Source organism: Arthrobacter sp. BGA-UO-ETr-C19 (genome assembly GCF_059568005.1).
This window is the reverse complement of record NZ_JCAQPC010000012.1, coordinates 1-21930: the sequence shown is the minus strand read 5'-3', so window position 1 is coordinate 21930 and position 21930 is coordinate 1. Positions and strand designations below refer to the sequence as shown.

Annotated in this window: 18 protein-coding genes and 2 riboswitches; of the genes, 14 read left to right on the top strand and 4 right to left on the bottom strand. The window is 67.3% G+C overall.

Annotation, left to right across the window (positions count from 1 at the left end):
- Entirely contained in the window at positions 1-1563 is a 1563-nt protein-coding gene (gene gatA, locus AC57BR_RS05790) for an Asp-tRNA(Asn)/Glu-tRNA(Gln) amidotransferase subunit GatA (protein WP_496358818.1), read from the top strand.
- Positions 1563-3071 (top strand): Asp-tRNA(Asn)/Glu-tRNA(Gln) amidotransferase subunit GatB, encoded by a 1509-nt coding sequence (gene gatB, locus AC57BR_RS05785; RefSeq protein ID WP_496358817.1) that lies wholly within the window; start codon positions 1563-1565, stop codon positions 3069-3071. The genes gatA and gatB overlap by 1 nt, the downstream gene beginning before the upstream one ends.
- Positions 3072-3147: 76 nt before the next feature.
- On the opposite strand, the gene AC57BR_RS05780 is transcribed toward gatB, so the two are convergent.
- Positions 3148-4056, bottom strand: a complete 909-nt coding sequence (locus AC57BR_RS05780) for a LysR family transcriptional regulator (protein WP_496358815.1) — start codon at positions 4054-4056, stop codon at positions 3148-3150.
- Between the two features lie 132 nt (positions 4057-4188).
- On the opposite strand from AC57BR_RS05780, the gene tdh reads away from it, so the two are divergent.
- From tdh to AC57BR_RS05755, 5 genes are all read left to right on the top strand, one after another.
- The gene (tdh, locus tag AC57BR_RS05775) at positions 4189-5235 is read left to right on the top strand and encodes an L-threonine 3-dehydrogenase (RefSeq protein ID WP_496358814.1); all 1047 of its coding nucleotides are present in this window, start codon (positions 4189-4191) and stop codon (positions 5233-5235) included.
- A gap of 106 nt (positions 5236-5341) precedes the next feature.
- Positions 5342-6538, top strand: coding sequence for a glycine C-acetyltransferase (locus tag AC57BR_RS05770; protein ID WP_496358813.1), 1197 nt, complete (start codon positions 5342-5344; stop codon positions 6536-6538).
- Positions 6539-6566: 28 nt separating this feature from the next.
- Positions 6567-7685, top strand: coding sequence for an NAD(P)/FAD-dependent oxidoreductase (locus AC57BR_RS05765; protein WP_496358812.1), 1119 nt, complete (start codon positions 6567-6569; stop codon positions 7683-7685).
- 11 nt (positions 7686-7696) lie between these two features.
- Positions 7697-8908 (top strand): imidazolonepropionase, encoded by a 1212-nt coding sequence (hutI, locus tag AC57BR_RS05760; RefSeq protein WP_496358810.1) that lies wholly within the window; start codon positions 7697-7699, stop codon positions 8906-8908.
- 111 nt (positions 8909-9019) lie between these two features.
- The gene (locus AC57BR_RS05755; protein ID WP_496358809.1) at positions 9020-9808 is read left to right on the top strand and encodes a DeoR/GlpR family DNA-binding transcription regulator; all 789 of its coding nucleotides are present in this window, start codon (positions 9020-9022) and stop codon (positions 9806-9808) included.
- Here AC57BR_RS05755 and AC57BR_RS05750 read toward each other — a convergent pair.
- Positions 9805-10485, bottom strand: coding sequence for a histidine phosphatase family protein (locus AC57BR_RS05750; RefSeq protein WP_496358808.1), 681 nt, complete (start codon positions 10483-10485; stop codon positions 9805-9807). The genes AC57BR_RS05755 and AC57BR_RS05750 overlap by 4 nt on opposite strands.
- Positions 10486-10572: 87 nt before the next feature.
- Here AC57BR_RS05750 and AC57BR_RS05745 point away from each other — a divergent pair, with 87 nt between their 5' ends.
- Positions 10573-11352: a CPBP family intramembrane glutamic endopeptidase gene (locus AC57BR_RS05745; RefSeq protein ID WP_496358806.1), complete on the top strand. Its 780-nt coding sequence runs from the start codon at positions 10573-10575 to the stop codon at positions 11350-11352.
- 116 nt (positions 11353-11468) lie between these two features.
- On the opposite strand, the gene AC57BR_RS05740 is transcribed toward AC57BR_RS05745, so the two are convergent.
- Positions 11469-12107: a VOC family protein gene (locus tag AC57BR_RS05740; RefSeq protein WP_003802054.1), complete on the bottom strand. Its 639-nt coding sequence runs from the start codon at positions 12105-12107 to the stop codon at positions 11469-11471.
- A 128-nt stretch (positions 12108-12235) separates the two neighbouring features.
- A riboswitch (SAM riboswitch) is annotated at positions 12236-12352 on the top strand.
- A gap of 43 nt (positions 12353-12395) precedes the next feature.
- Between AC57BR_RS05740 and AC57BR_RS05735 the strand changes: the two genes are divergently transcribed.
- From AC57BR_RS05735 to AC57BR_RS05720, 4 genes are all read left to right on the top strand, one after another.
- Entirely contained in the window at positions 12396-13712 is a 1317-nt protein-coding gene (locus AC57BR_RS05735) for a bifunctional o-acetylhomoserine/o-acetylserine sulfhydrylase (RefSeq protein ID WP_496358804.1), read from the top strand.
- A 105-nt stretch (positions 13713-13817) separates the two neighbouring features.
- Positions 13818-13933, top strand: a riboswitch (SAM riboswitch).
- Positions 13934-13945: 12 nt separating this feature from the next.
- A complete protein-coding gene (gene metX, locus AC57BR_RS05730) occupies positions 13946-15133 on the top strand; it encodes a homoserine O-acetyltransferase MetX (RefSeq protein WP_496358803.1) in 1188 nt (395 codons plus the stop codon).
- A 215-nt stretch (positions 15134-15348) separates the two neighbouring features.
- Positions 15349-16731 carry an MFS transporter gene (locus AC57BR_RS05725; RefSeq protein ID WP_496358802.1) on the top strand — a complete coding sequence of 461 codons (1383 nt, stop codon included), beginning with the start codon at positions 15349-15351 and terminating at the stop codon, positions 16729-16731.
- A 103-nt stretch (positions 16732-16834) separates the two neighbouring features.
- Positions 16835-17971, top strand: coding sequence for an alcohol dehydrogenase catalytic domain-containing protein (locus AC57BR_RS05720; protein ID WP_496358801.1), 1137 nt, complete (start codon positions 16835-16837; stop codon positions 17969-17971).
- A gap of 58 nt (positions 17972-18029) precedes the next feature.
- Here AC57BR_RS05720 and AC57BR_RS05715 read toward each other — a convergent pair whose 3' ends face one another.
- Entirely contained in the window at positions 18030-18962 is a 933-nt protein-coding gene (locus tag AC57BR_RS05715) for a LysR family transcriptional regulator (protein ID WP_496358800.1), read from the bottom strand.
- Positions 18963-19017: 55 nt separating this feature from the next.
- Between AC57BR_RS05715 and mmsB the strand changes: the two genes are divergently transcribed.
- The gene (gene mmsB / locus AC57BR_RS05710; protein ID WP_496358799.1) at positions 19018-19977 is read left to right on the top strand and encodes a 3-hydroxyisobutyrate dehydrogenase; all 960 of its coding nucleotides are present in this window, start codon (positions 19018-19020) and stop codon (positions 19975-19977) included.
- Positions 19978-20028: 51 nt separating this feature from the next.
- Entirely contained in the window at positions 20029-21513 is a 1485-nt protein-coding gene (locus tag AC57BR_RS05705; protein WP_496358797.1) for a CoA-acylating methylmalonate-semialdehyde dehydrogenase, read from the top strand.
- The last annotated feature ends 417 nt before the right edge of the window (positions 21514-21930 follow it).

The following is a 21930-nucleotide window of genomic DNA, read 5'->3' as shown; positions in this document are numbered from 1 at the left end:
ATGACTGAAACCAACAGCACGGAACTCATCCGTCTGTCCGCAGCCCAGCTGGCCGCGAAGCTCGCCGCCGGTGAGGTCACCGCCGTCCAGGTCACCCAGGCTCACCTGGACCGCATCGCCGCCGTCGACGGGGGAGAGCGCGGCGTCAACGCCTTCCTGCACGTCAATGCCGAGGAGGCGCTCGCGGTCGCGGCCGAGGTGGACGCCATCCGCGCGGCCGGCGGGCAGGCCGCCGAGGAGCTGCACGAGCTCGCCGGCGTTCCGATCGCGGTCAAGGACCTCATCGTCACCATCGGCCAGCCCACCACGGCCGGTTCCAAGATCCTCGAAGGCTGGCACAGCCCGTACGACGCCACGGTCGTCAAGAAGCTGCGCGCCGCGAAGATGCCCATCCTGGGCAAGACCAACCTGGACGAGTTCGCCATGGGCTCCTCCACCGAGCACTCGGCCTTCGGCCCCACCCGCAACCCATGGGACCTGGACCGCATCCCCGGCGGTTCGGGCGGCGGGTCCGCTGCCGCCGTCGCCGCCTTTGAAGCTCCGCTGGCCCTCGGCACGGACACCGGCGGGTCCATCCGCCAGCCCGGCGCCGTCACCGGCACCGTGGGCGTCAAGCCCACCTACGGAGGCGTGTCCCGCTACGGTGCCATCGCCATGGCGTCCTCGCTGGACCAGATCGGGCCCGTTTCGCGCACCGTCCTGGACTCGGCGCTGCTGCAGCAGGTCATCGGCGGCCACGACCCCCACGACTCCACCTCCCTGCCGGACCCGCTGGGCGACCTCGTGGCCGCGGCGCGCCTCGGCAACGTGGACGGCATGAAGATCGGCATCATCAAGGAGCTCCACGGCGAGGGCTACCAGGCCGGCGTCGAAAACCGCTTCAACGAAGCCCTTGAGCTGCTGAAGGAAGCGGGTGCGGAGATCGTTGAGGTGTCCTGCCCCAACTTCCAGTACGCGCTGGGTGCCTACTACCTGATCATGCCGTCCGAGGCTTCCTCCAACCTGGCCAAGTTCGACGGCGTCCGCTACGGCCTGCGCGTGCTCCCCGAGGATCCGCCGCTGACCATCGAGCGTGTCATGGGCGCCACCCGCGCCGCAGGGTTCGGTGACGAGGTCAAGCGCCGCATCATCCTGGGCACGTACGCCCTGTCCGCCGGCTACTACGACGCCTACTACGGCTCCGCGCAGAAGGTCCGCACGCTCATCCAGCGTGACTTCGAGGCTGCCTTCGCCAAGGCCGACGTCCTGATTTCCCCCACGGCGCCCACCACGGCGTTCAAGCTGGGCGAGAAGCTCGATGACCCGCTGGCGATGTACCTCAACGACGTCGCCACCATCCCCGCCAACATGGCCGGCGTGCCCGGGCTTTCGCTGCCCGGCGGCCTGGCTGACGAGGACGGACTGCCTGTTGGCATCCAGCTGCTGGCACCGGCCCGCGAGGACGCCCGCCTCTACCGGGTGGGTGCTGTCCTGGAATCCCTGCTGGAAGCCAAGTGGGGCGGCCCGCTGCTGGACAAGGCCCCGGCGTTGGCTGAGCTTGTCGAAACCCAGGAGGCAAAATAATGAGCACTGACGCAACCCTGAGCTTTGAAGAAGCCATGGAGAAGTACGACCCCGTCCTGGGGTTCGAGGTCCACGTTGAACTCAACACCAAGACCAAGATGTTCTCCTCCGCACCCAACGTGTTCGGCGACGAGCCCAACACCAACGTCAACGAGGTGGACCTGGGCATGCCGGGCGTCCTGCCGGTGGTGAACAAGACCGCGGTGGAGTCCTCCATCAAGATCGGTCTCGCGCTGAACTGCAAGATCGCCGAATCCTGCCGCTTTGCCCGGAAGAACTACTTCTACCCGGACACCCCGAAGAACTTCCAGACGTCCCAGTACGATGAGCCGATCGCGTATGACGGCTACCTGGACATCGAACTCGAGGACGGCACCGTGTTCCGGGTCGAGATCGAGCGCGCGCACATGGAGGAGGACGCCGGCAAGCTGACCCACCTCGGCGGCTCGGCCGGACGCATCCAGGGCGCGGAATACTCGCTCGTGGACTACAACCGTGCCGGCGTTCCGCTCGTGGAGATCGTCACCAAGCCGATCGAGGGTGCCGGGTCCCGCGCCCCCGAGCTCGCCAAGGCCTACGTGGCCGCCGTGCGGGAAATCGTGAAGAACCTCGGTGTCTCGGACGCCAAGATGGAGCGCGGCAACGTCCGCTGCGACGCCAACGTCTCGCTGCGTCCGCACGGCCGCGAACGCTTCGGCATCCGCTCCGAGACGAAGAACGTGAACTCGCTGCGCGCCGTCGAACATGCCGTGCGCTACGAGATCCAGCGGCATGCCGCCGTCCTGGACTCAGGTGAGCCGGTCATCCAGGAAACGCGCCACTGGCACGAGGACACGCGCACGACGACGTCGGGTCGGGCAAAGTCCGACGCCGACGATTACCGCTACTTCCCGGAGCCGGACCTGGTTCCCGTGGTTCCCTCCCGGGAGTGGGTGGAAGAGCTCCGGGCGACCCTGCCCGAGCCGCCGGCTGAGCGCCGCAAGCGGCTCAAGCAGGACTGGGGTTACTCGGACCTGGAGTTCCGCGACGTCGTCAACGCCGGGGTGCTGGACGAGATCGAGGAAACCATCGCCGCCGGAGCCACGGCATCCGTGGCCCGCAAATGGTGGATGGGCGAGATCGTGGGCCGCGCCAAAAACGCCGACGTCGACCCCGGCCAGCTGGGCATCGAGCCGGCTACCGTCGTGGAGCTGAGCCGCATGGTGGACGCGGGCAAGATCAACAACAAGATGGCCTCCCAGGTGCTGGACGGCGTGCTGGCCGGCGAAGGCACCCCGGCCGAGGTCGTCGAGAAGCGCGGCCTCGCCGTGGTCTCCGACGACGGCCCGCTCCTGGAAGCGATCGACGCAGCCCTGGCCGCGCAGCCGGATGTCGCGGACAAGATCCGCGGCGGCAAGGTGCAGGCCATCGGCGCGATTGTCGGCGGCGTCATGAAGGCCACCCGTGGCCAGGCCGACGCCGGCCGCGTGCGCGAGCTGATCCTGGAGAAGCTGGGCGTCACCGTCTAGCTGTTTTAACCCAACTGGGTCGCAGTTGCGGGGGTTCTGAGCGCTCAGAACGCCCTGTGCTGCGACCCAGTTGGGTTTAACCGTGGCTGAGCCTGGCCATGATGTCCTGCAGCGCCTCGCACACCACCCGGACCGACGCGCGCTTGAGGTTTTCCGGGCGCGCCAGGATATCGATCCGGCGCCGGGTGCTGATCCCGTGCAGCGGCCGCAGCACGATGTCCGGGTTCAGCACGGGCTGCGCCGTGTGCCGCGGCAGCAGGCCGATCACGCTTCCGGAGGCCACCAGCGCCGCCACCGTGGAGTAGTCATTGATCCGGTGCACGATGTTCAGCTCCCGGCTGGACACCGCGGCGACGGCGGACAGCACGTCCGCAGGGGAGTAGCCGGCACGGCTGGTCACCCAGGGCTCGCCGACGACGTCGGACGCTGTCAGCGCCGCCTGGCCCGCCAGCCGGTGGGCAGCCGGCAGTGCCACGTCCAGCGGCTCATGGGCCAGCGGTATCACCGCCACCCTTTCCTCCGGCCACTTGGGACTGTGGTCCATCCGGTGCGCCAGCACGAGGTCGTACCTTGCCGTCAGCGCGGGGAAATCCTGCTGGGCCACGTCCTCGTCGGAGAGCAGCACCTTCGGCTTGTCCGAGCCGTCCAGAAGCCGTGCCAGCGGCGCGAACAGCGCCTGCCCGGCACTGTGGAATCCGCTCACCGTCACCGGCGCCACCGTTGAACTGTGGTACGCGCCGATCGCCATCCGCGCGTCGGCCATGGCGCTGACGACGGCGGCGCCCGCGTCCGCGAGCACCTGGCCGGCCTCCGTGAGGACCAGGTTCCGGCCCTCCTTGCGGGTCAGCGGCACCTCGACGCTTTTCTGCAGCTGGGCGAGCTGCTGGGACACGGCCGAGGGTGTGACGAGCAGGGTATCGGCCACGGCCTTGACGCTTCCCAGCGCACCAAGCTCCCGCAGCATTTCGAGCTGGTGGATCTCCATGCGCCCCATCCTATTCCTTAGCAATTCCTTAATCGTCGATTGAGAAGAATCCCCTTGTGCTAATGGGTTGAAGGTGGCTCTAATGAAGGGAGATTTCCCGCATGCCACCGCATGCCGAACGTAAGGAAGCCAATGAAGGCCCTCTACAAGGCCGGCGCACACGCCGGGTTTGAACTGACCGACCGCCCGGAACCCGAGGCGGGACCCGGCGAGGTCAAGATCCGCGTAATGACCACCGGCATCTGCGGCACTGACCTGCACATCCAGTCCTGGGACGCCTGGGCGCAGGGCATCATCGAGGCCCCGCTGATCGCCGGTCACGAGTTCTACGGCGAAGTGGTGGAAACCGGCGAGGACGTCCGTGACGTGAAAGTGGGGGACCGGGTCTCGGGCGAAGGGCACATAGTGTGCGGGATCTGCCGCAACTGCCGCGCCGGCCGCCGGCAGATGTGCATCCACACGGTCAGCGTGGGCGTGCAGCGGGACGGTGCATTCGCCGAATACGTGGTCATCCCCGAAACGAACGTCTGGGTGCACCAGGACCCGTCCGTCACGCCCGAGCTCGGCGCCATCTTCGACCCCTTCGGCAACGCCGTGCACACCGCACTGAGTTTCCCGCTGGTGGGTGAGGATGTCCTGATCACCGGCGCCGGGCCGATCGGCCTCATGGCCATCGCTGTGGCCCGCCACGCCGGCGCGCGCAAGATCGCGATCACCGACGTCTCTGCCCCGCGGCTCGAGATTGCCCGGCAGCTCGGCGTGGACCTCGCCATCGACGTCTCCAAGACGCGGGTCCGGGAAGCGCAGCGGGAGCTGGGCATGCGCGAAGGGTTCGACATCGGACTGGAGATGTCCGGCCATCCCACGGCGCTGCCGGAGATGATCGACAACATGAACCACGGCGGACGCATCGCCATGCTCGGTCTGCCCAGCCAGTCCATCAACATCGACTGGGGCAAGGTGGTCACGCACATGCTCACCCTGAAGGGCATCTACGGCCGCGAGATGTACGAGACCTGGTACGCCATGAGTGCAATGCTGTCCTCCAACCCCGCACTGCACGCCAGCATTTCCGCCGTGGTCACCGACGTGCTGCCGGCCACCCAGTGGGAGAAGGGCTTCGAAATCGCGAAGGCCGGCGTCGGCGGCAAGGTCGTGCTCGACTGGTCGGAAATCTGACCTGTGCCCGAAGGCTGACCGCGCCCGAAACCTGACTGCGCACAAGCCTGACCCCGCCACCTCCCACCAATAGTCTTTAACTGTTTCCCAGCCGAGGAGAACCGCCATGTACTCAGCCATCAAAGACCAGCTCCGCGCCGAGCTCGACGACATCCGCACCGCAGGCCTCTACAAGACCGAGCGGCACATCGACTCCGCCCAGGCCAGCCACATCACGGCCGGGCAGATCGGTGAGTCCGGCGCGCCCGTCCTGAACTTCTGCGCCAACAACTACCTGGGCCTGGCCGACCACCCCGAGATCATTGCGGCGGCCAAGTCCGCCATGGACGACCGCGGTTTCGGCATGGCCAGTGTCCGGTTTATCTGCGGCACCCAGGACCTCCACCTCGAACTCGAAGCCAGGGTCTCAAAGTTCCTGGGCACGGAGGACACCATCCTGTTCTCCAGCTGCTTCGACGCCAACGGCGGCGTTTTCGAATCACTCTTCGGCCCGGAGGACGCCATCATCTCCGACGCCCTGAACCACGCCTCGATCATCGACGGGATCCGGCTCTGCAAGGCGCAGCGGTTCCGGTATGCCAACCAGGACATGGCTGACCTGGAAGCGAAGCTGGTGGAGGCCAAGGATGCCCGGCGGAAGATCATCGTCACCGACGGCGTCTTCTCCATGGACGGCTACCTGGCCCCGCTGGAGGCCATTTGCGACCTCGCCGAGAAGCACGACGCCCTGGTGATGGTGGACGACTCCCACGCCGTCGGGTTCATGGGCGCCACCGGAGCCGGGACCCCCGAGCACGCCGGCGTCTCCGACCGGGTGGACATCTTCACCGGCACCTTCGGGAAGGCGCTGGGCGGCGCCTCGGGCGGCTACGTGTCCGGCCGCGGCGAAGTGGTGGCGATGCTTCGGCAGAAAGCCCGCCCCTATCTCTTCTCCAACTCCCTGGCGCCGGCCATCGTGGCCGCGACCATCAAGGCACTGGAGCTTGTGCAGACCTCCGGGGAGCTGCGGGACAGGCTGTTCCGGAACGCGGAGCTGTTCCGCCGCCGGATGACGGAGGAAGGCTTCGAGCTGCTCGACGGCGAGCACGCCATTGTGCCGGTCATGTTCGGCGACGCCGTGCTGGCGGCGAAGGTGGCCGACCAGATGCTCCAGCACGGGGTCTATGTCACCGCCTTCAGCTTCCCCGTGGTGCCGCGCGGTGCCGCCCGCATCCGCGTCCAGCTATCCGCCGCGCACAGCGCCGACGACGTCGAAACCTGCGTCCAGGCGTTCATCAAGAGCCGCGACGCGGTGACTGCGTAGGTTCCGGCCATCTGCAAGGATTGAGCCCATGGCATCAACCTATGACGTGGTCATTGTGGGCGGCGGGATCGCAGGGCTGTCGCTGGCCTCCGCGCTGGCGGGCAAGTGCACCGTTGCCCTCGTGGAGGCCGAGCAGCAGCTGGCGTACCACACGTCCTCGCGCTCGGCCCGGCAGCTCATCCCCAGCTACGGTCCGCCGGTGGTCCAGAAACTCACCGTCCGCACCCTCGAGCTGATTGCAGCCGACGACGCCGGAGGGCCCCAGCCCGTGCTGACGCCGCGGAGCTTTCTGCTCATCGGGGACGAAGAGACGGTGCGGGCCGAGGCCAGCGGCGAGATGCGCCTGATCAGCCATGGGGAAGCCCTCGGGCTGTGCCCGGCCCTGAAACCGGAGTCCTTTTCCGCCGCCGGCCTGGACACGGGGTCCTTCGGGTGTGACGCCCCGGTGCTGCTGGAAAGGCACCGGGCGCGGGCCGAAGCTGCCGGCGTGGACATCATCACCGGCGCGCGCGTCCACTCCGCCCAGCGGCTCGGATCAGGCTGGGAGATCGGCGCCGGGCAGGAAGGCTTCTCCGCCGGCGTTCTGGTCAACGCGGCCGGCGCCTGGGCGGACGAACTGGCGGTGCTGAGCGGCGTCGAGAAGATCGGCCTGCAGCCGTACCGGCGCACGGCGGCGATTGCCGGCGTCGGCCATCCGCTGCCGGAGGGCAGCCCCATGGTGGCAGCGGCCGACGACTCCTTTTACTTCCGCAGGGAAGGCAGCGACGTGCTGATCTCGCCGTCGGAACACGTGGCCAGCCCGGCGGAGGACGCACGTCCCCGTCCCGGGGACGTGGAGCGGCTCATCTCCCGGCTCAATACGTTGACGACACTGGGGATCGGCACCGTCCGGACGGCCTGGACCGGCCTGCGCACCGAGGCGGCCGACGGCGTCCCGGTGGTGGGGTTCGACGCCGAGGCCCGCGGGTTCTTCTGGCTCGCCGGCCAGGGCGGCTACGGGTTCCAGACGTCGTCCGGTATCGCGGAACTGGCCGCGGCCCAGATCTTGGCGGGGCCTGATGGCGGTTCCGGCCAAGACGGCGGGGCCGGTCCGGTATCCCGGACGGCGGATGCGCTGGCCGCGACGCGCTGGTCCATCCGGCGCTGAAGAATGGACCCATGAGCACTCTGATCACCAACATTGCCGAACTGATGACCCAGGACGCGGAACACCGTGTCCTCAAGGACGCGGCAGTGGTGATCGAGGGGGAACGGATTTCGTGGATCGGCCAGGCGTCCGCCGCCCCGGCGGCCGACGACACCGTGGATGCGGGCGGCCGGGCCATGCTGCCCGGCTGGGTGGATTCCCACACGCACCTGATCTTCGCCGGGGACCGGACAGCCGAGTTCGAGGCGCGGATGGCGGGGGAGGAGTACAGCGCCGGCGGCATCGCCGTCACCACCGAAGCCACCCGGAACACCGGCGACTACGACCTCACGCGGCTGGCGCAGGGGCGCGTCGCCGAAGCAGTTTCGCAAGGCACGACGTACCTGGAAACGAAAACGGGCTACGGCCTGGACGTCGAGCAGGAGGCCAGGAGCGCACGCATTGCCTCGACCGTCGTGGACGAGGTCACTTACCTCGGCGCACACCTGGTGCCGGCCGGCATTGATGCGGATGAGTACACCAAGCTCGCCTGCGGCCCGATGCTGGACGCTGTGCTTCCGTACGCCCGCTGGGCCGACGTGTTCTGCGAAAAGGGAGCCTTTTCGCAGGAGCAGTCCCGTGCCGTGCTGCAGGCCTGCCGCGACGCCGGGCTGGGGCTGCGGGTGCACGGCAACCAGCTGGGGCACGGCGCCGGCGTCAGCCTCGCGGTGGAGTTCGGCGCGGCGAGCGTGGACCACGTCAACTATCTCTCGGAGCAGGATATCGCCAGCCTCGCTGCCGGCTGGTCCGGCTGGGATGCCGCCGCAGGAACGGGCCGTCGCGGAACCGTGGCCACCTGCCTGCCGGCCTGCGACCTTTCCACCCGCCAGCCGCTGGCTCCCGGCCGGCAGCTGCTGGACGCCGGCGTGCCCGTGGCGCTCGCGTCCAACTGCAACCCCGGCACGTCCTACACGAGTTCCATGGCCTTCTGCGTCACCACCGCCGTCCTCCAGATGGGCCTGAGTGTCCACGAGGCCGTCCGGGCGGCAACGTACGGCGGCGCCCTGGCGCTGCAGCGCGAGTCCGGTAACGACGTCGACGGCGAACGCGCGGTGGGCTCCATCGCCGTCGGACACCGGGCAGACCTGCACGTCCTCAACGCCCCGTCCGCCACCCATCTGGCCTACCGGCCCGGGATGCCGCTCACCCACGCGGTTTGGCGCGCAGGGGTACGGGCACGGTAGTGTCGGGCGGGGCCATCACCCGACGCTCGTGACGGAACGTGATCATTAGAGGTCTGATACAATCACAAAGCGTCATTTTTCGTGGCGCTTTTGGATCCTGAAAGGCCCTGCATGACCCGCACCGACCGACTGACGGCCATCCTTGATCTCCTTGCCGAGGCCGGCCAGGTGGAAGTCGAGGAAATCGTCACCCGGCTCGGCGTGTCACCGGCAACCGCCCGGCGCGACCTGGACAGCCTGGCCAAGCGGCGGCTGCTGACGCGGACCCGGGGCGGCGCCACCACCGGCGCCTTGGCCTACGACCTTCCCGGCAGGTACAACCGGGACGACCACGCCGTGGCCAAGCAGGAGATCGCCCTGGCTGCCTCGGCGCTCATTGCCCCGGGCATGGTGATCGGGCTGTGCGGCGGCACCACGAGCACCGCCCTGGCGCAGATCCTGGCCACCCGGGAGGACCTCAACTCGCCGTCGAACCAGCCCACGCTCACGGTGGTCACCAACGCGATCAACATCGCCTCGCAGCTTGCCGTCCGGCCCAACATCAAGGTGATGGTGACAGGCGGCATCCTCAACACGCGGTCCTATGAGCTCGTGGGCCCGTACACGGACATCATCATGCAGAAGGTGGTGCTGGACATCGCCTTCATCGGGGTCAACGGTGTCGACGCCGAGGTGGGGCCCACCAACACCGGCGAGGCCGAGGCGACGGTCAATGCGCTGCTGGCCAGCCGTGCCAGCGTCTCCTACGTGATCGCCGATTCCTCGAAGGTGGGCCGCCGGGCGTTCGCCACCATGGACGGCTACAACTTCACCCGGCTCATCACCGACTCCGGCATTTCCGCGGCGGACAAGGCCGCGTTCGAGGCCCGCGGCACCGAAGTGACCGTGGCCGGCGCCTAGAAGATCACAGGCGGGGCGTCCAGCACCGTTTCGTCCACCCTCCGGTGCACCCACTGTGTGAAGGGTGTGTCGAGTTCGTATTTGCCCTGGCCGTTGCGCACCAGCATGCGGACTTCGGCGTTTTCGGGGTTGTTCAGCGACTCGAAATACTCCACCGACCAGTGGAACCAGCGCATGCAGAACAGGCGCATGGTCAGCCCGTGCGTGACCAGCTGGGCGTTGGGGGAGTAGTCCGGCTTGGACCAGTGCCGGTACAGGGTTTCCATGAATGAGGAGATCCGGTCGTACACATCGGAGCCCGACTCGCCCTCCCGGAAGCGGTAGAAGAAGTGGCCGTAGGCGTTGCGGAGTTCCTTCTGGTCCTCGATGTCGCCGGAAATCTGGAAGTTGGCCCAGTCCTGCTCGCGCAGCCGCGGCTCCTCGATCACCCGCTCCGTCAGGGAGCCCAGGTTCAGCGCCTCGAGCGTCTGATAGGCGCGCAGATATGGTGAGACGTAGACGCTCACCTGCCGGCCGTCCAGCTCCCGGCGGATGCGCTCACCGGCGGCCTTCGCCTGCTCCAGTCCGAGCTCCGTCAGCGGAATCCGGTAGTCGGGCACCCTGTTGTAAATGGAGGTATCCGCGTTGGCCGCCGACTGGCCGTGCCGGATCATGATGATTTTCCCGGGAGCGCTCATAGTTTCCCAGCATAGGGTCAGCCCGCGGCCGGACAGGAACCGGCAGGCTGACAGGAAAGTACCAGCAGGTACGGGCAAGATAGGAACATGTTGGTTCCCTCCCGCCGTCGGCTGCGGTTCGAAGTCTGGATAGTCCTGGGGTTGTCGCTGGGGCAGTCCGCCGTCTATTCCGTAGTGCAGCTGCTGGACAAGATGACCCGGGCACCATTGGCGCAGGGGACGTCCACGCTGAACAGGTCACAAAGCACCCGCGAGTACTTCGACCTGACCTACCAGCTGCTGGACATCATCTTCGCCCTGGTGCCGGTCCTGCTGGTGGTCTACTTCCTGACAGACCACCGCCAGGCGAAGTCCGGGTCCGGGCACGACGCCGGCTCCGCGTTCCGGAAGCTGGGATTCAACTTTGCCCGGCCCGGAAAGGACCTGCTGCAGGGCCTCGGGCTGGCCGCCCTGATCGGCATCGCATCACTGGGCCTGTACGCCGCCGGACGTGCCCTCGGCATTACGACGGCGATCATCCCCAGCGGCCTGGACGCTTACTGGTGGACAGTGCCCGTACTGATCCTGTCCGCCATGCGCCACGCGATCGTGGAGGAAGTCATTGTGGTGGGCTATCTCCTGGACCGGTTCTCCAAGTTCGGCTGGTCCATGCCACTGGCGATCTTTGTCTCCTCGATGCTCCGCGGCAGCTATCACCTGTACCAGGGGTTCGGGCCCTTCATCGGAAACGCGGTCATGGGCGTGGTCTTCGCCTGGGTCTACACCAAAACCCGCCGGGTGATGCCGCTGGTCATCGCGCACGCGCTGCTGGATATCGTCGCGTTCGTCGGGTTCAGCCTGTTCGGCAAGGCGGTCGGGCTGGGCTAGTTGTCCTGGGCTCGGTCCTGGGCCAGGAACAGCCGTTAAAAATGATTCGGCCGCCATCGGCGGGTGGCGTCGTTGGCACCCGCTGATGGCGGCCGAAGTAAAGGGCAGAAAGTGCGTCAGATGGTGACGGCGCCCGCTGCGGTTTCGAACGTGACGGAGAGGATTCCCGGAGTGCCGTGCGGGGCCACCCAGTTCACTGCGACATCCTCAAGCGGCCGTTCGACGGGCTCGCCGAGCCACTCGGTCACGCGCTCGGCGGAGCCTGCAATCGTGAGGCTGGACATCTTCACATTGCTGTCATAGGCGTTGGACGGGTGCAGTCCCGGATCGCCCTCCCACTTCAGCATGTACGGAACCTGTGGGTCCGCGATCAGGCCCAGGATGCCGATCTGCTTCCACACCAGCTCCCGGCCGTCGGGGAACTTGCGGTTGCCGTTGACGGCGGAGCGGCCAAGGCGCTCCTCGAACGGGGCCAGGTCGTCAACTTCGACGCACCAGCCCATCCAGCCGCCGCCCGCTGCGGACCGGGCCCGGACGGCCTGGCCGAACGGTGCCTTGTCCGACGCCGGGTGGTCCAGGACCTCAACAACCTCGAGATACTTGTGGCCGGCCAGGGGAATGATCATGTTCCGGGTTCCAAACCGGGGGTGCACTCCGCCCTTTACGGCTTCGACGCCGAGGGCGGAGGAGATACGTTCGGTGGTGGCCGCGAGGCCATCGTGTTCACAGGCGTAAGAGACGTGATCCATGCGCATGCCCTCATCTTGGCACTTTGTGACGGGGCTCTCAGCTTAGGGTCGCCTAACCTTGCGAAAAGTCCATACTTTGACGAAGTTCGTCACAAAGCTGTGCGCGTAATAGAGGGATTCCTACACTGATCGCAGGTCATGAGTGCCAGCGAAGAAAGCCCCGGCTCGCAGGCCGGCAACCCTCCACCGCGGCGGGGTGCCCCGGGTGACGACCTGGCTGCGCGGCGCCCGCCGTGCGGCAAGCGCGGGCCTGTGCCGGGACCAGCACATGCCCCCTTGAGCAGAGGAGCCTGCATGTCCAACGCATGGTCATTCGAAACCCGCCAGATCCACGCGGGCCAGGTGCCGGACAGCGCCACCGGCGCCCGGTCGCTGCCGATTTACCAGACGACGTCGTTCGTCTTCCCCAGCGCCGACAGCGCAGCTGACCGCTTCGCGCTCGCCGAGCTCGCACCCATCTATACCCGGATCGGCAACCCGACCCAGGATGCCGTTGAACAGCGGATCGCCAGCCTGGAAGGAGGGCTTGCCGCGCTGCTCCTGAGCTCCGGCCAAGCCGCCGAAACGTACGCCATCCTCAACATCGCCGAGGCCGGCGACCATGTGGTCGCCAGCCCCAGCCTCTACGGCGGCACCTACAACCTGCTGGCACATACCTTGAAGAAGTTCGGCGTGTCCGTGACCTTCGTGGCAGACCCGGACAACCTGGAGCAGTGGCGCGACGCCGTGCAGCCCAACACCAAGCTCTTCTTTGCCGAGGTGGTGTCCAACCCGCGGCAGGACGTCCTGGACATCGAAGGCGTTGCCCGGACAGCCCACGACGCCGGTGTGCCGCTGGTCGTGGACAACACCCTGTCCACGCCCTACCTCATCAGGCCGCTCGAGTGGGGCGCAGACGTCGTGGTGCACTCTGCCACCAAATACCTGGGCGGACACGGGGCCGCGATCGCCGGTGTCATCGTGGATTCCGGCAACTTCGACTTCGGCAAGGACCCGGAACGCTTCCCGGGCTTCAACACGCCGGACCCCACGTACAACGGACTGGTCTACGCCCGCGACCTCGGGGCAGGCGGCGCACTGGGGGCCAATCTGTCCTACATCCTCAAGGCGCGGGTCCAGCTGCTCCGCGACCTGGGTTCCGCGGTGTCCCCGTTCAATGCCTTCCTCATTGCGCAGGGCCTGGAAACGCTGAGCCTGCGCGTGGAGCGCCACGTTGCCAATGCGGTGGCGGTGGCCGGATGGCTGGAAGCCCGCCATGACGTGGAGTCCGTAGCCTACGCCGGGCTGCCGTCCAGCCCCTGGTACGAGCGGGGCCTGAAGTACGGGCCCAAGGGCACCGGCGCCGTGGTGGCCTTTACGGTGGCCGGCGGCGCCGAGGCAGGCAAGCGCTTCGTGGATGCCCTGGAACTGCACTCCCACGTGGCGAACATTGGTGACGTTCGCTCCCTCGTCATCCACCCGGCGTCGACCACGCACAGCCAGCTGAGTCCGGAGCAGCAGAGCGTGGCCGGGGTTGCCCCGGGCCTGGTCCGGCTGTCCGTGGGCCTGGAGCACATCGACGACATCCTGGCCGACCTCGACGCCGGATTCCGTGCCGCGAAAGGCGCCTGATTTCAGGTGCCCCGGGTGGAACTCCCGGCCCGGTAACGGGCCGGGAGTCACACAGCCGTCACATTCTTAGCGCAGATGTCCGCCTGTTTCGTAAACTGGGCAACAGGTCATGAGTGCCAGCGACAGCCCCGGCTTGCTGGCCGGCAACCCTCCTTCCGCGGTGGGGTGCCCCGGGTGAAGACCTGGCCTGCCGGACAGCTGCCGGCGGGCAAGCGCGTAGAAGAGGTTTACCTATGACGATTTCTGTCAGCAGCACCGACGTTTCCGCCGCCGAGGGTTCGCACCGAACGGCTTTGAACGGCACCGTTCCCGGCGGCGCAAACCAGGACGGCACAAACCCGGATGGCACAGTCCGGTACGTCAACATTGGCAGCCTGGAACTCGAAGCCGGAGGCTTCCTGCCGGACGTCACACTGGCGTACGAATCCTGGGGAACGCTCAACGAGGACGGCTCGAACGCCATCCTCGTTCAGCATGCCCTCACCGGCAGCACGCACGTGACGCGGGGTGCCGGTGACGAGGAGGGCTGGTGGGAACAGCTCGCCGGCCCCGGTGCGCCGGCGGACACTGACAGGTTCTTTGTCATTTCCATCAACATCCTGGGCGGCTGTTACGGGTCCACCGGGCCGTCGTCGACCGCGCCGGACGGCAAGCCCTGGGGTTCGCGCTTTCCGCTGGTGACACTCAGGGACTCCACCATCGCCGAGGCGAGGCTGGCCGACCGGCTCGGCATCAGCAGCTGGCACGCCGTGGTGGGCGGATCCATGGGTGGGGCCCGCGCCCTCGAATGGGCAGTGACTTTCCCGGAGCGGGTGCGCCGCTGCGGTGTCATCTCCGTCGGTGCCAAGAGCACGGCTGAACAAATCGCCTTCGCCCAGGCGCAGACTCTTGCCATCCGGCAGGACCGCCACTTCAACGGCGGCGACTACTACGGCGGGCCGGAACCTACTGAGGGGCTGGCGCTCGCCCGGCGGATTGCGCACATCACCTACCGCTCTGCCTACGAACTCGATTTCCGGTTCGGCAGGAACGCCCAGGCCGCTGAAGAGCCGCTGCAGGCCGGTGCACTGGCGGGCCGCGGCCGGTACCAGGTGGAGAGCTACCTCGACCACCAGGGCAACAAGCTGGTCCGGCGCTTCGACGCCAACAGCTACATCGCCCTGACGGAAGCACTCATGAGCCATGACGTCAGCCGGGGGCGGGGGACGCTCAAGGAAGCCCTGGCGCGGGCCTCCGCGGACTTCTTCGTCGCCGCGGTAGAGACGGACCGGCTGTACTTTCCTGCCCAGTCGGTGGAACTCGCCGAGGCCCTGCCCGGGAACGTGGATGTCCATATGATCGATTCGCCGATCGGCCACGACGGATTCCTCACGGAGATCGGCCAGCTGAACACCCAGCTCAGGGCACACCTCCTTAACTGACTCCAGGGCCGGTCCATGCGGCCGGAGCCGTCCGTATCGTGGCAATGCCGATGCCGCGTATGTGCATTTATGCAGATGCGCCCTGCACTATTTGGCGTTGAGCTTGCTTCATTGGCAGACCATACTCGTTGAATCCGGCGTTCGTGGTGCGCATCACACCGTTCGCCAATCGACTGGTCCCAGTGGTGTCGAGGAAGACGCCGAAGGAGTTCGCAATGAGTACGGAAAGCTCCGCCGCAAGGCGTGCAGAGGAAACCGATATCAAGGCCACAGGCCTCAAAAAAGTAGTCACGGCATCCATGGCCGGCACCGTCGTGGAGTGGTACGAGTTTTTCCTCTACGCCTCGGCTGCCACCCTGGTCTTCGGCAAGACCTTCTTCCCCAACGCCGGCACGGAGCTGGACGGCATCATCGCCGCCTTCCTCACGTACGCCGTAGGCTTCGTTGCGCGCCCGATCGGCGGCATCGTCTTCGGCCACTTCGGCGACAAGTTCGGCCGCAAGCAGCTGCTGCAGCTGAGCATCATCCTGGTGGGTGTCTCCACCTTCCTCATGGGCTGCCTGCCGACGTTCCAGCAGATCGGCTACTGGGCGCCCGCGCTCCTGGTCTTCCTGCGGTTTGCCCAGGGCTTTGCGGTCGGCGGTGAATGGGGCGGCGCGGTCCTTCTCGTGGCAGAGCACAGCCCCAGCAAGTCCCGTGGTTTCTGGGCCAGCTGGCCGCAGTCCGCCGTGCCCATGGGCAACCTTCTCGCCACGGCCGTGCTGTTCATCCTGTCGTCCACGCTGACCCAGGAAGCGTTCCTGGGCTGGGGCTGGCGCGTGGCGTTCTGGCTCTCGGCGGTGATCGTCCTGATCGGTTACTACATCCGCACCAAGGTCAACGATGCCCCGATCTTCCTTGAGGCCCGCAAAGAGGTCGAGGCCGGGCACAAGGGCTACGGCGTTGCCGAGGTCTTCAAGCGCTACCCGCGCGGCGTTTTCACCGCGATGGGCCTGCGCTTCGCCGAGAACATCCTGTACTACCTCGTGGTCACGTTCTCCATTACGTACCTCAAGACCGTGGTGCAGGCCGACACGACGCGGATCCTGCTGCTGCTGCTGGTTGCCCACGCTGTGCACTTCGCCGCTGTGCCGCTGGTGGGCAAGCTGTCGGACCGCTTCGGCCGCAGGCCCGTCTACATGGCCGGTGCCATCCTGGGCGCCACGTGGGGCTTCTTCGCCTTCCCGATGATGGACACCAAGAACGACGTCATCATCCTGGCGGCCATCATGATCGGCCTGCTGTTCCACGCACTCATGTATGCCGGCCAGCCCGCCATCATGGCGGAAATGTTCCCCACCAGAATGCGCTACTCCGGCGTCTCGCTGGGCTACCAGGTGACCTCCATCGTCGCCGGTTCACTGGCCCCGATCATCGCCGCGTCACTCCTGGGCACCTACAAGTCCTCCGTTCCGGTGGCCATCTACCTGCTGATCGCCTGCGTCATCACCGCCGTTGCGGTGTTCTTCCTGAAGGAAACCCGCGGCATTTCGCTCCATGACGTGGACGCGGCCGACGCCCAGGGCACTGCCGACCTGCTCGCGGCCGGCAAGAAGTAAGCCCGGCTTTAGCCTCGAGCCCGACGAGCAAACAGCAGCTGCCCGGACCCTCCACGCCTGCGGGGCCCGGGCAGTTGCCCGTTCACCGAAACCAAGGAATTCCATGAAAGCAGCAGTCCTCTACTCCACCGTCCCCGGCACCAGTACTGCAGCGCAGAAGCGCAGCTACACGGACGCGCGGCCCCTGGTGGTGCAGGAGCTGGACCGGCCGGAGCCGCGTGCCGGCGAGCTCGGCGTTGCCATCACCTACTCCAGCCTGTGCCATTCGGACCTTTCCGTGGTGGACGGTTCGCGGGTCCGGCCCCTGCCCATGGCGCTGGGCCACGAGGCGGTGGGGCGGGTCGTGTCTGTCGGCGACGGCGTCTCCGACGTGTCGGCCGGGGACCACGTGGTGCTGGTCTTCGTGCCGAGCTGCGGGGACTGCCGCGCCTGCCGGTCCGGCCGTCCCGCGCTCTGCCATCGGGCGGCCGAGGTCAACGGCTCGGGCGACCTGCTCCACGGCGAGGCGCTGCTGCGGACGCCGTCGGGGGAGCGGATCAACCACCACCTGGGCGTCTCGGCTTTCGCCGATCATGCCGTGGTGGCCCGGGAATCGGTGGTGGTGATTGACGACGACGTCCCGGACACTGTCGCGGCGATGTTCGGTTGCGCCGTGCTCACCGGCATGGGGGCTGTGCTCAACACCGCCGCTGTCACGGCCGGCCAGTCGGTGGCCGTTTTCGGGCTGGGGGCCGTGGGCCTTTCCGCCGTCATGGCCGCCTCCCTCGCCGGGGCCGGCAGCGTGATCGCCATCGATCCCAATTCCGGCAAGCACCAGCTCGCCCTCGACTGTGGCGCCACCGCTGTGGGGACGCCCGAGGACGCGGCCCGGCTCATCGCGGAGGCCGCCGGCGACGGCGTCGACGTCGCCATCGAAGCGGTTGGCTCAGCCGGCGTGATTGCTGCGTGCCTCGGGCATGTGACCCGGGGCGGCGCCGTGGTCTCGGTCGGCCTGCCCCATCCGTCAGCAGAGCTGACGGTGCCGGCGCTGCAGTTCGCCGGGGCCGGCAAACGCCTGCTCGGTTCGTACATGGGCGATGCCGTTCCCGGGCGGGACATCCCGCTCTACCTCGGCTACTGGCGGGAGGGCCTCCTGCCGGTGGAGCTGCTGCACACCGACACCCGGCCACTCACCGAGATCAACGAAGGGCTGGATGCACTGGCGTCAGGGCAGGTGGTGCGGCGCCTGTTCCAGGCCTGACGGGGCAAAGCCTGGCGGGGCCCTTGCCTGCCAGGCGCACGGCCTGACAGGGGCCGCGTCAGCCCGCCAGCAGGCCTGCCCGCGCCTTCACTTCCTCCTTGAGCGACGCGATGACGGCCTGCACCGCGGCCGAGCGGAGGGATTCCGGCCGTGCCACCGCCCAGATGGGGAGCTGGCGCTCGAAGTCGCCGGCGAGCACGGGAACGAAGTCCGGCTGCCCGGCCACCATGAAGTTCGGCAGCAGCCCGATCCCTGCGCCCTGCCGCACCGCCTCCACCTGGGCAAATACACTCGTGGCCTGGAAGCTCGAGGTAGGCATCGGTAGCTGCGAGGACCAGCGGTGCCCCAACTCCGCCACCTGGAGTGCAGACTCAACGTAAGAGACAAAGCCGTGCTGCCCGACGTCGTCGAGCGTTTCCGGCAGTCCGTGCTCCGCGGCATAGCCGGGGCTGGCGTAGAGGCGCAGGTAGTAGTTGCTGAGGAAGATGGTCTGGGCGTTGGTGACGTCCGTCCGGCCCACCACGATTTCCAGGTCCACGCCGGATCTGTTCTGGCTGACCTTCCGCGTGGCGCTCAGCATCTCGATGTTCAGCTGGGGGTTCTGCTGCTGCAGCCGGACCAGCGCGGGCGTGACGAACACGGCTCCGACAGCGTCCGTCGTCGCCACGCGCACCAGCCCGGACAGGGCGCTCTGGTCCTGGCTGATCAGGCCGGAAAGCGATCCAAGGGTGTTCTCAATGGCTTCCGCCGCCTCCACGGCGGCGGTACCGAGCTGGGTGAGCTCCCAGCCGTGCGGGCTGCGTTCGAGGGTGCGGCCGCCAAGCTGCTTGTCCAGGGCGAGGATCCGGCGGGAGATCGTGGTGTGGGTGGTGCCCAGGGTTTCCGCCACCGCGTTGAACCTGCCCAGCCGTGCAACTGTCAGCAGGATCAGGAGGTCGTCCGGGCTCGGGAGCCGCCTCAGATCCACGGCAAGCCTTTCGTCTGTGTGCATCAGTGCACATACCGTCTGTAATTTTTCCCCTTGATTGCACTCTAGCAGGGTGTGATTGTGGACACAGACCTTCCGGCCCGAGCGGCCGGATCCGAAGCAAAGGAGCTTACGAATGGCAGTAATCGGCTGGATCGGCCTCGGAAACATGGGCGGCAACATGACCGCGAACCTGGCGAAGGCCGGACACGATGTCCGCGGTTTTGACCTCAATCCTGCGGCCCTCGCCGCCGCCGAGGAGGCCGGCGTCAAGCCGGTCGGCAGCATTGCCGAGGCCGTCGACGGCGCTGACGTTGTGTTCACCATGCTGCCCAAGGGCGAGCACGCCCGCGCGGTCTACCTCGGCGAAGACGGCGTCCTCGCACATGCCGACACCCGCACGCTGCTGGTGGACTCCTCCACCATCGACATTGCGTCCGCCCAGGAACTGCACGACGCCGCCGCTGCCGCCGGCTTCCGCTTTGTGGACGCCCCGGTCTCCGGCGGCATGAGCGGTGCCAGGGCGGGGACGCTGACCTTCATGGTGGGCGGCGAGGAGGGCGCCGTCGCAGACGCCACCGGCTACATCGGCCCGATGGCAGCCAACATCATCCCCACCGGCGGCGCCACTACCGGACAGGCAGCGAAGATCTGCAACAACCTGATGCTCTTCATCAACCTCGCCTCCACCGCCGAGGGTGCCGTCCTGGCTGACCGGCTGGGCCTGGACAAGCAGGTCTTCTGGGACATCGCGTCCGTCTCCTCGGGCGACTCCTGGGCGCTGCGGACCTGGTATCCGGTGCCCGGCGTCGTTCCCACCGCCGCCTCCAACAACGACTTCGCGCCCACCTTCACCACCGAACTGGCCAACAAGGACATCGGCCTGGCCATCAGCGCCGCCGAGGACACCGGCACGCCGCTGGAGATCGGCAAGCACGTCCAGCAGCTGTTCCAGCAGCTCATCGACGCGGGCGAAGCGGGCAAGGACTGCTCGATGATCATCAAGCTCGCCGACGGCTCGCTGGGCTCCGCCAAGTAGCCTTCACCGCCAGCCATACACCCGCCAGCAACGTACGAAAAGAGACTTCCCTTGGAAACCATTCCGCATTTCATTAACGGCAGCCGCGTCACGGACGCCGAACGCTTCGGCCCCGTCTTCAACCCCGCCACCGGGGAACAGGAGAAGCAGGTGGCGCTCGCCTCGGCGTCGCGGACTGAAGAGGCCATCGCCGCCGCACGGGCCGCGCTGCCGGCGTGGCGGGCCACCAGCCTGGCCAAGCGCACCAACATCTTCTTCCGGGTCCGCGAAATCCTGAACCAGCGCAAGCCCGATCTCGCGGCCATCCTCACCAGCGAGCACGGGAAGGTCCTCTCCGACGCCGAAGGTGAAATCTCCCGCGGCCTGGAGAACATCGAGTTCGCCACGGGCCTGTCCCACATGCTCAAGGGCGAACGCTCCGAGCAGGTCTCCAGCGGCATCGACGTCCACTCCGTGCGCCAGCCGGTGGGCGTCGTGGCCTGCATTACCCCGTTCAACTTTCCGGCCATGGTGCCGCTGTGGATGATCGGCAGCGCCCTGGCCTGCGGCAACACCGTGCTGCTGAAGCCCAGCGAGAAGGATCCCTCCGCCGCCGTCTTCATCGCCGAGGCTTTCGCCGAAGCGGGGCTCCCCGCCGGCGTGCTGAACGTGGTCCAGGGCGACAAGGAAGCCGTTGACGTCCTGCTTGAGCACCCCGATGTGAAAGCGGTGAGCTTCGTGGGCTCCACGCCCATCGCCCAGTCGATCTACAAGCGGGCAGCCGACCACGGCAAGCGCGTGCAGGCTCTGGGCGGAGCGAAGAACCACATGGTGGTGCTGCCCGACGCCGACCTGGACATGGCGGCCGACGCTGCGGTTTCCGCGGCCTACGGTTCCGCGGGCGAACGCTGCATGGCCGTCAGCGTCCTCGTGGCGGTGGGCAACATCGCGGACGACCTGGTGCAGGCGATTTCCAGCCGCATGGCGGGCCTCAAGATTGGTCCGGGAACCGATCCGGCCTCCCAGATGGGTCCGCTGATCACCGCGGAGCACCGGGACCGCGTGGCCTCCTACGTCGCGGGAGCGGAAAACGAAGGCGCCACGGTCGTCGTGGACGGGCGCTCGCAGCAGTTCGATTCGAACGGCTTCTTCATCGGCGTAAGCCTGGTTGACCATGTGAAGCCCGGCATGAAGGTGTACGACGACGAGATCTTCGGCCCGGTCCTCTCGGTGGTCCGCGTCGACACCTACAGCGACGCCGTCCGGCTGGTCAACGAGAACGAGTTCGGCAACGGCACAGCCATTTTCACCCGTGACGGCGGTGCGGCACGGCAGTTCGAGTTCGACGTCGATGCCGGCATGGTGGGCGTCAACGTTCCCATCCCCGTTCCGGTGGGCACGTTCTCGTTCGGCGGCTGGAAGAACTCGCTGTTCGGCGACACCCATATGTACGGCCCGGACAGCATCCGGTTCTACACCCGCGGCAAAGTGGTCACCACGCGCTGGCCGGACCCGGCCACCTCGGTCATTGACCTCGGCTTCCCGCAGATCGACTAAACTCGAAACTCGGTTTACATCAAAACTTGAGTTCGGGGCCGGTCACGACCGGCCTGCGCCTCAGCCCGCGTCCCGCAGCCACAAGCAGCGGGCCGCGGGCTGTACCTTTTTCTGGTCCAGGCCCACGTCGTTAAATTGATGCTCCTATAGATGTCAAAGAGGCCCGGCCGCCCCGCGTCGTGCATGTGGCCGGGTCGAAGGCCCCGGCGTCAAGGGTCTGCAATCGCTGCGCGACGGCCTGGCGGCCGCCCTTGACCCCAGAGCCTTGGTGCCCGGTCATTATGGCAGGGACGGCGGGCGCGCCGACTCCTGTCGCCGTTGGTCCCGCCGAGCTGGTCAAACTGCCGCTCAGCCCGGGCAAACCCAGGGCCAGTCTTTGCGGTTTCTCGGATTGAGAGTTGAGCCAGTCTTCGTAGC

Excerpts from the sequence above, each read along its gene's own strand:
- AC57BR_RS05750 (WP_496358808.1), bottom strand. The coding sequence starts at position 10,485 with ATGAGCGCTCCCGGGAAAATCATCATGATCCGGCACGGCCAGTCGGCG.
- AC57BR_RS05740 (WP_003802054.1), bottom strand. The coding sequence starts at position 12,107 with ATGCGCATGGATCACGTCTCTTACGCCTGTGAACACGATGGCCTCGCG.
- metX (WP_496358803.1), top strand. The coding sequence starts at position 13,946 with ATGACGATTTCTGTCAGCAGCACCGACGTTTCCGCCGCCGAGGGTTCG.
- AC57BR_RS05755 (WP_496358809.1), top strand. The coding sequence starts at position 9,020 with ATGACCCGCACCGACCGACTGACGGCCATCCTTGATCTCCTTGCCGAG.
- gatA (WP_496358818.1), top strand. The coding sequence starts at position 1 with ATGACTGAAACCAACAGCACGGAACTCATCCGTCTGTCCGCAGCCCAG.
- AC57BR_RS05770 (WP_496358813.1), top strand. The coding sequence starts at position 5,342 with ATGTACTCAGCCATCAAAGACCAGCTCCGCGCCGAGCTCGACGACATC.
- AC57BR_RS05720 (WP_496358801.1), top strand. The coding sequence starts at position 16,835 with ATGAAAGCAGCAGTCCTCTACTCCACCGTCCCCGGCACCAGTACTGCA.
- hutI (WP_496358810.1), top strand. The coding sequence starts at position 7,697 with ATGAGCACTCTGATCACCAACATTGCCGAACTGATGACCCAGGACGCG.
- tdh (WP_496358814.1), top strand. The coding sequence starts at position 4,189 with ATGAAGGCCCTCTACAAGGCCGGCGCACACGCCGGGTTTGAACTGACC.
- AC57BR_RS05745 (WP_496358806.1), top strand. The coding sequence starts at position 10,573 with ATGTTGGTTCCCTCCCGCCGTCGGCTGCGGTTCGAAGTCTGGATAGTC.
- AC57BR_RS05715 (WP_496358800.1), bottom strand. The coding sequence starts at position 18,962 with ATGCACACAGACGAAAGGCTTGCCGTGGATCTGAGGCGGCTCCCGAGC.
- AC57BR_RS05765 (WP_496358812.1), top strand. The coding sequence starts at position 6,567 with ATGGCATCAACCTATGACGTGGTCATTGTGGGCGGCGGGATCGCAGGG.
- AC57BR_RS05780 (WP_496358815.1), bottom strand. The coding sequence starts at position 4,056 with ATGGAGATCCACCAGCTCGAAATGCTGCGGGAGCTTGGTGCGCTGGGA.
- AC57BR_RS05725 (WP_496358802.1), top strand. The coding sequence starts at position 15,349 with ATGAGTACGGAAAGCTCCGCCGCAAGGCGTGCAGAGGAAACCGATATC.
- AC57BR_RS05735 (WP_496358804.1), top strand. The coding sequence starts at position 12,396 with ATGTCCAACGCATGGTCATTCGAAACCCGCCAGATCCACGCGGGCCAG.
- gatB (WP_496358817.1), top strand. The coding sequence starts at position 1,563 with ATGAGCACTGACGCAACCCTGAGCTTTGAAGAAGCCATGGAGAAGTAC.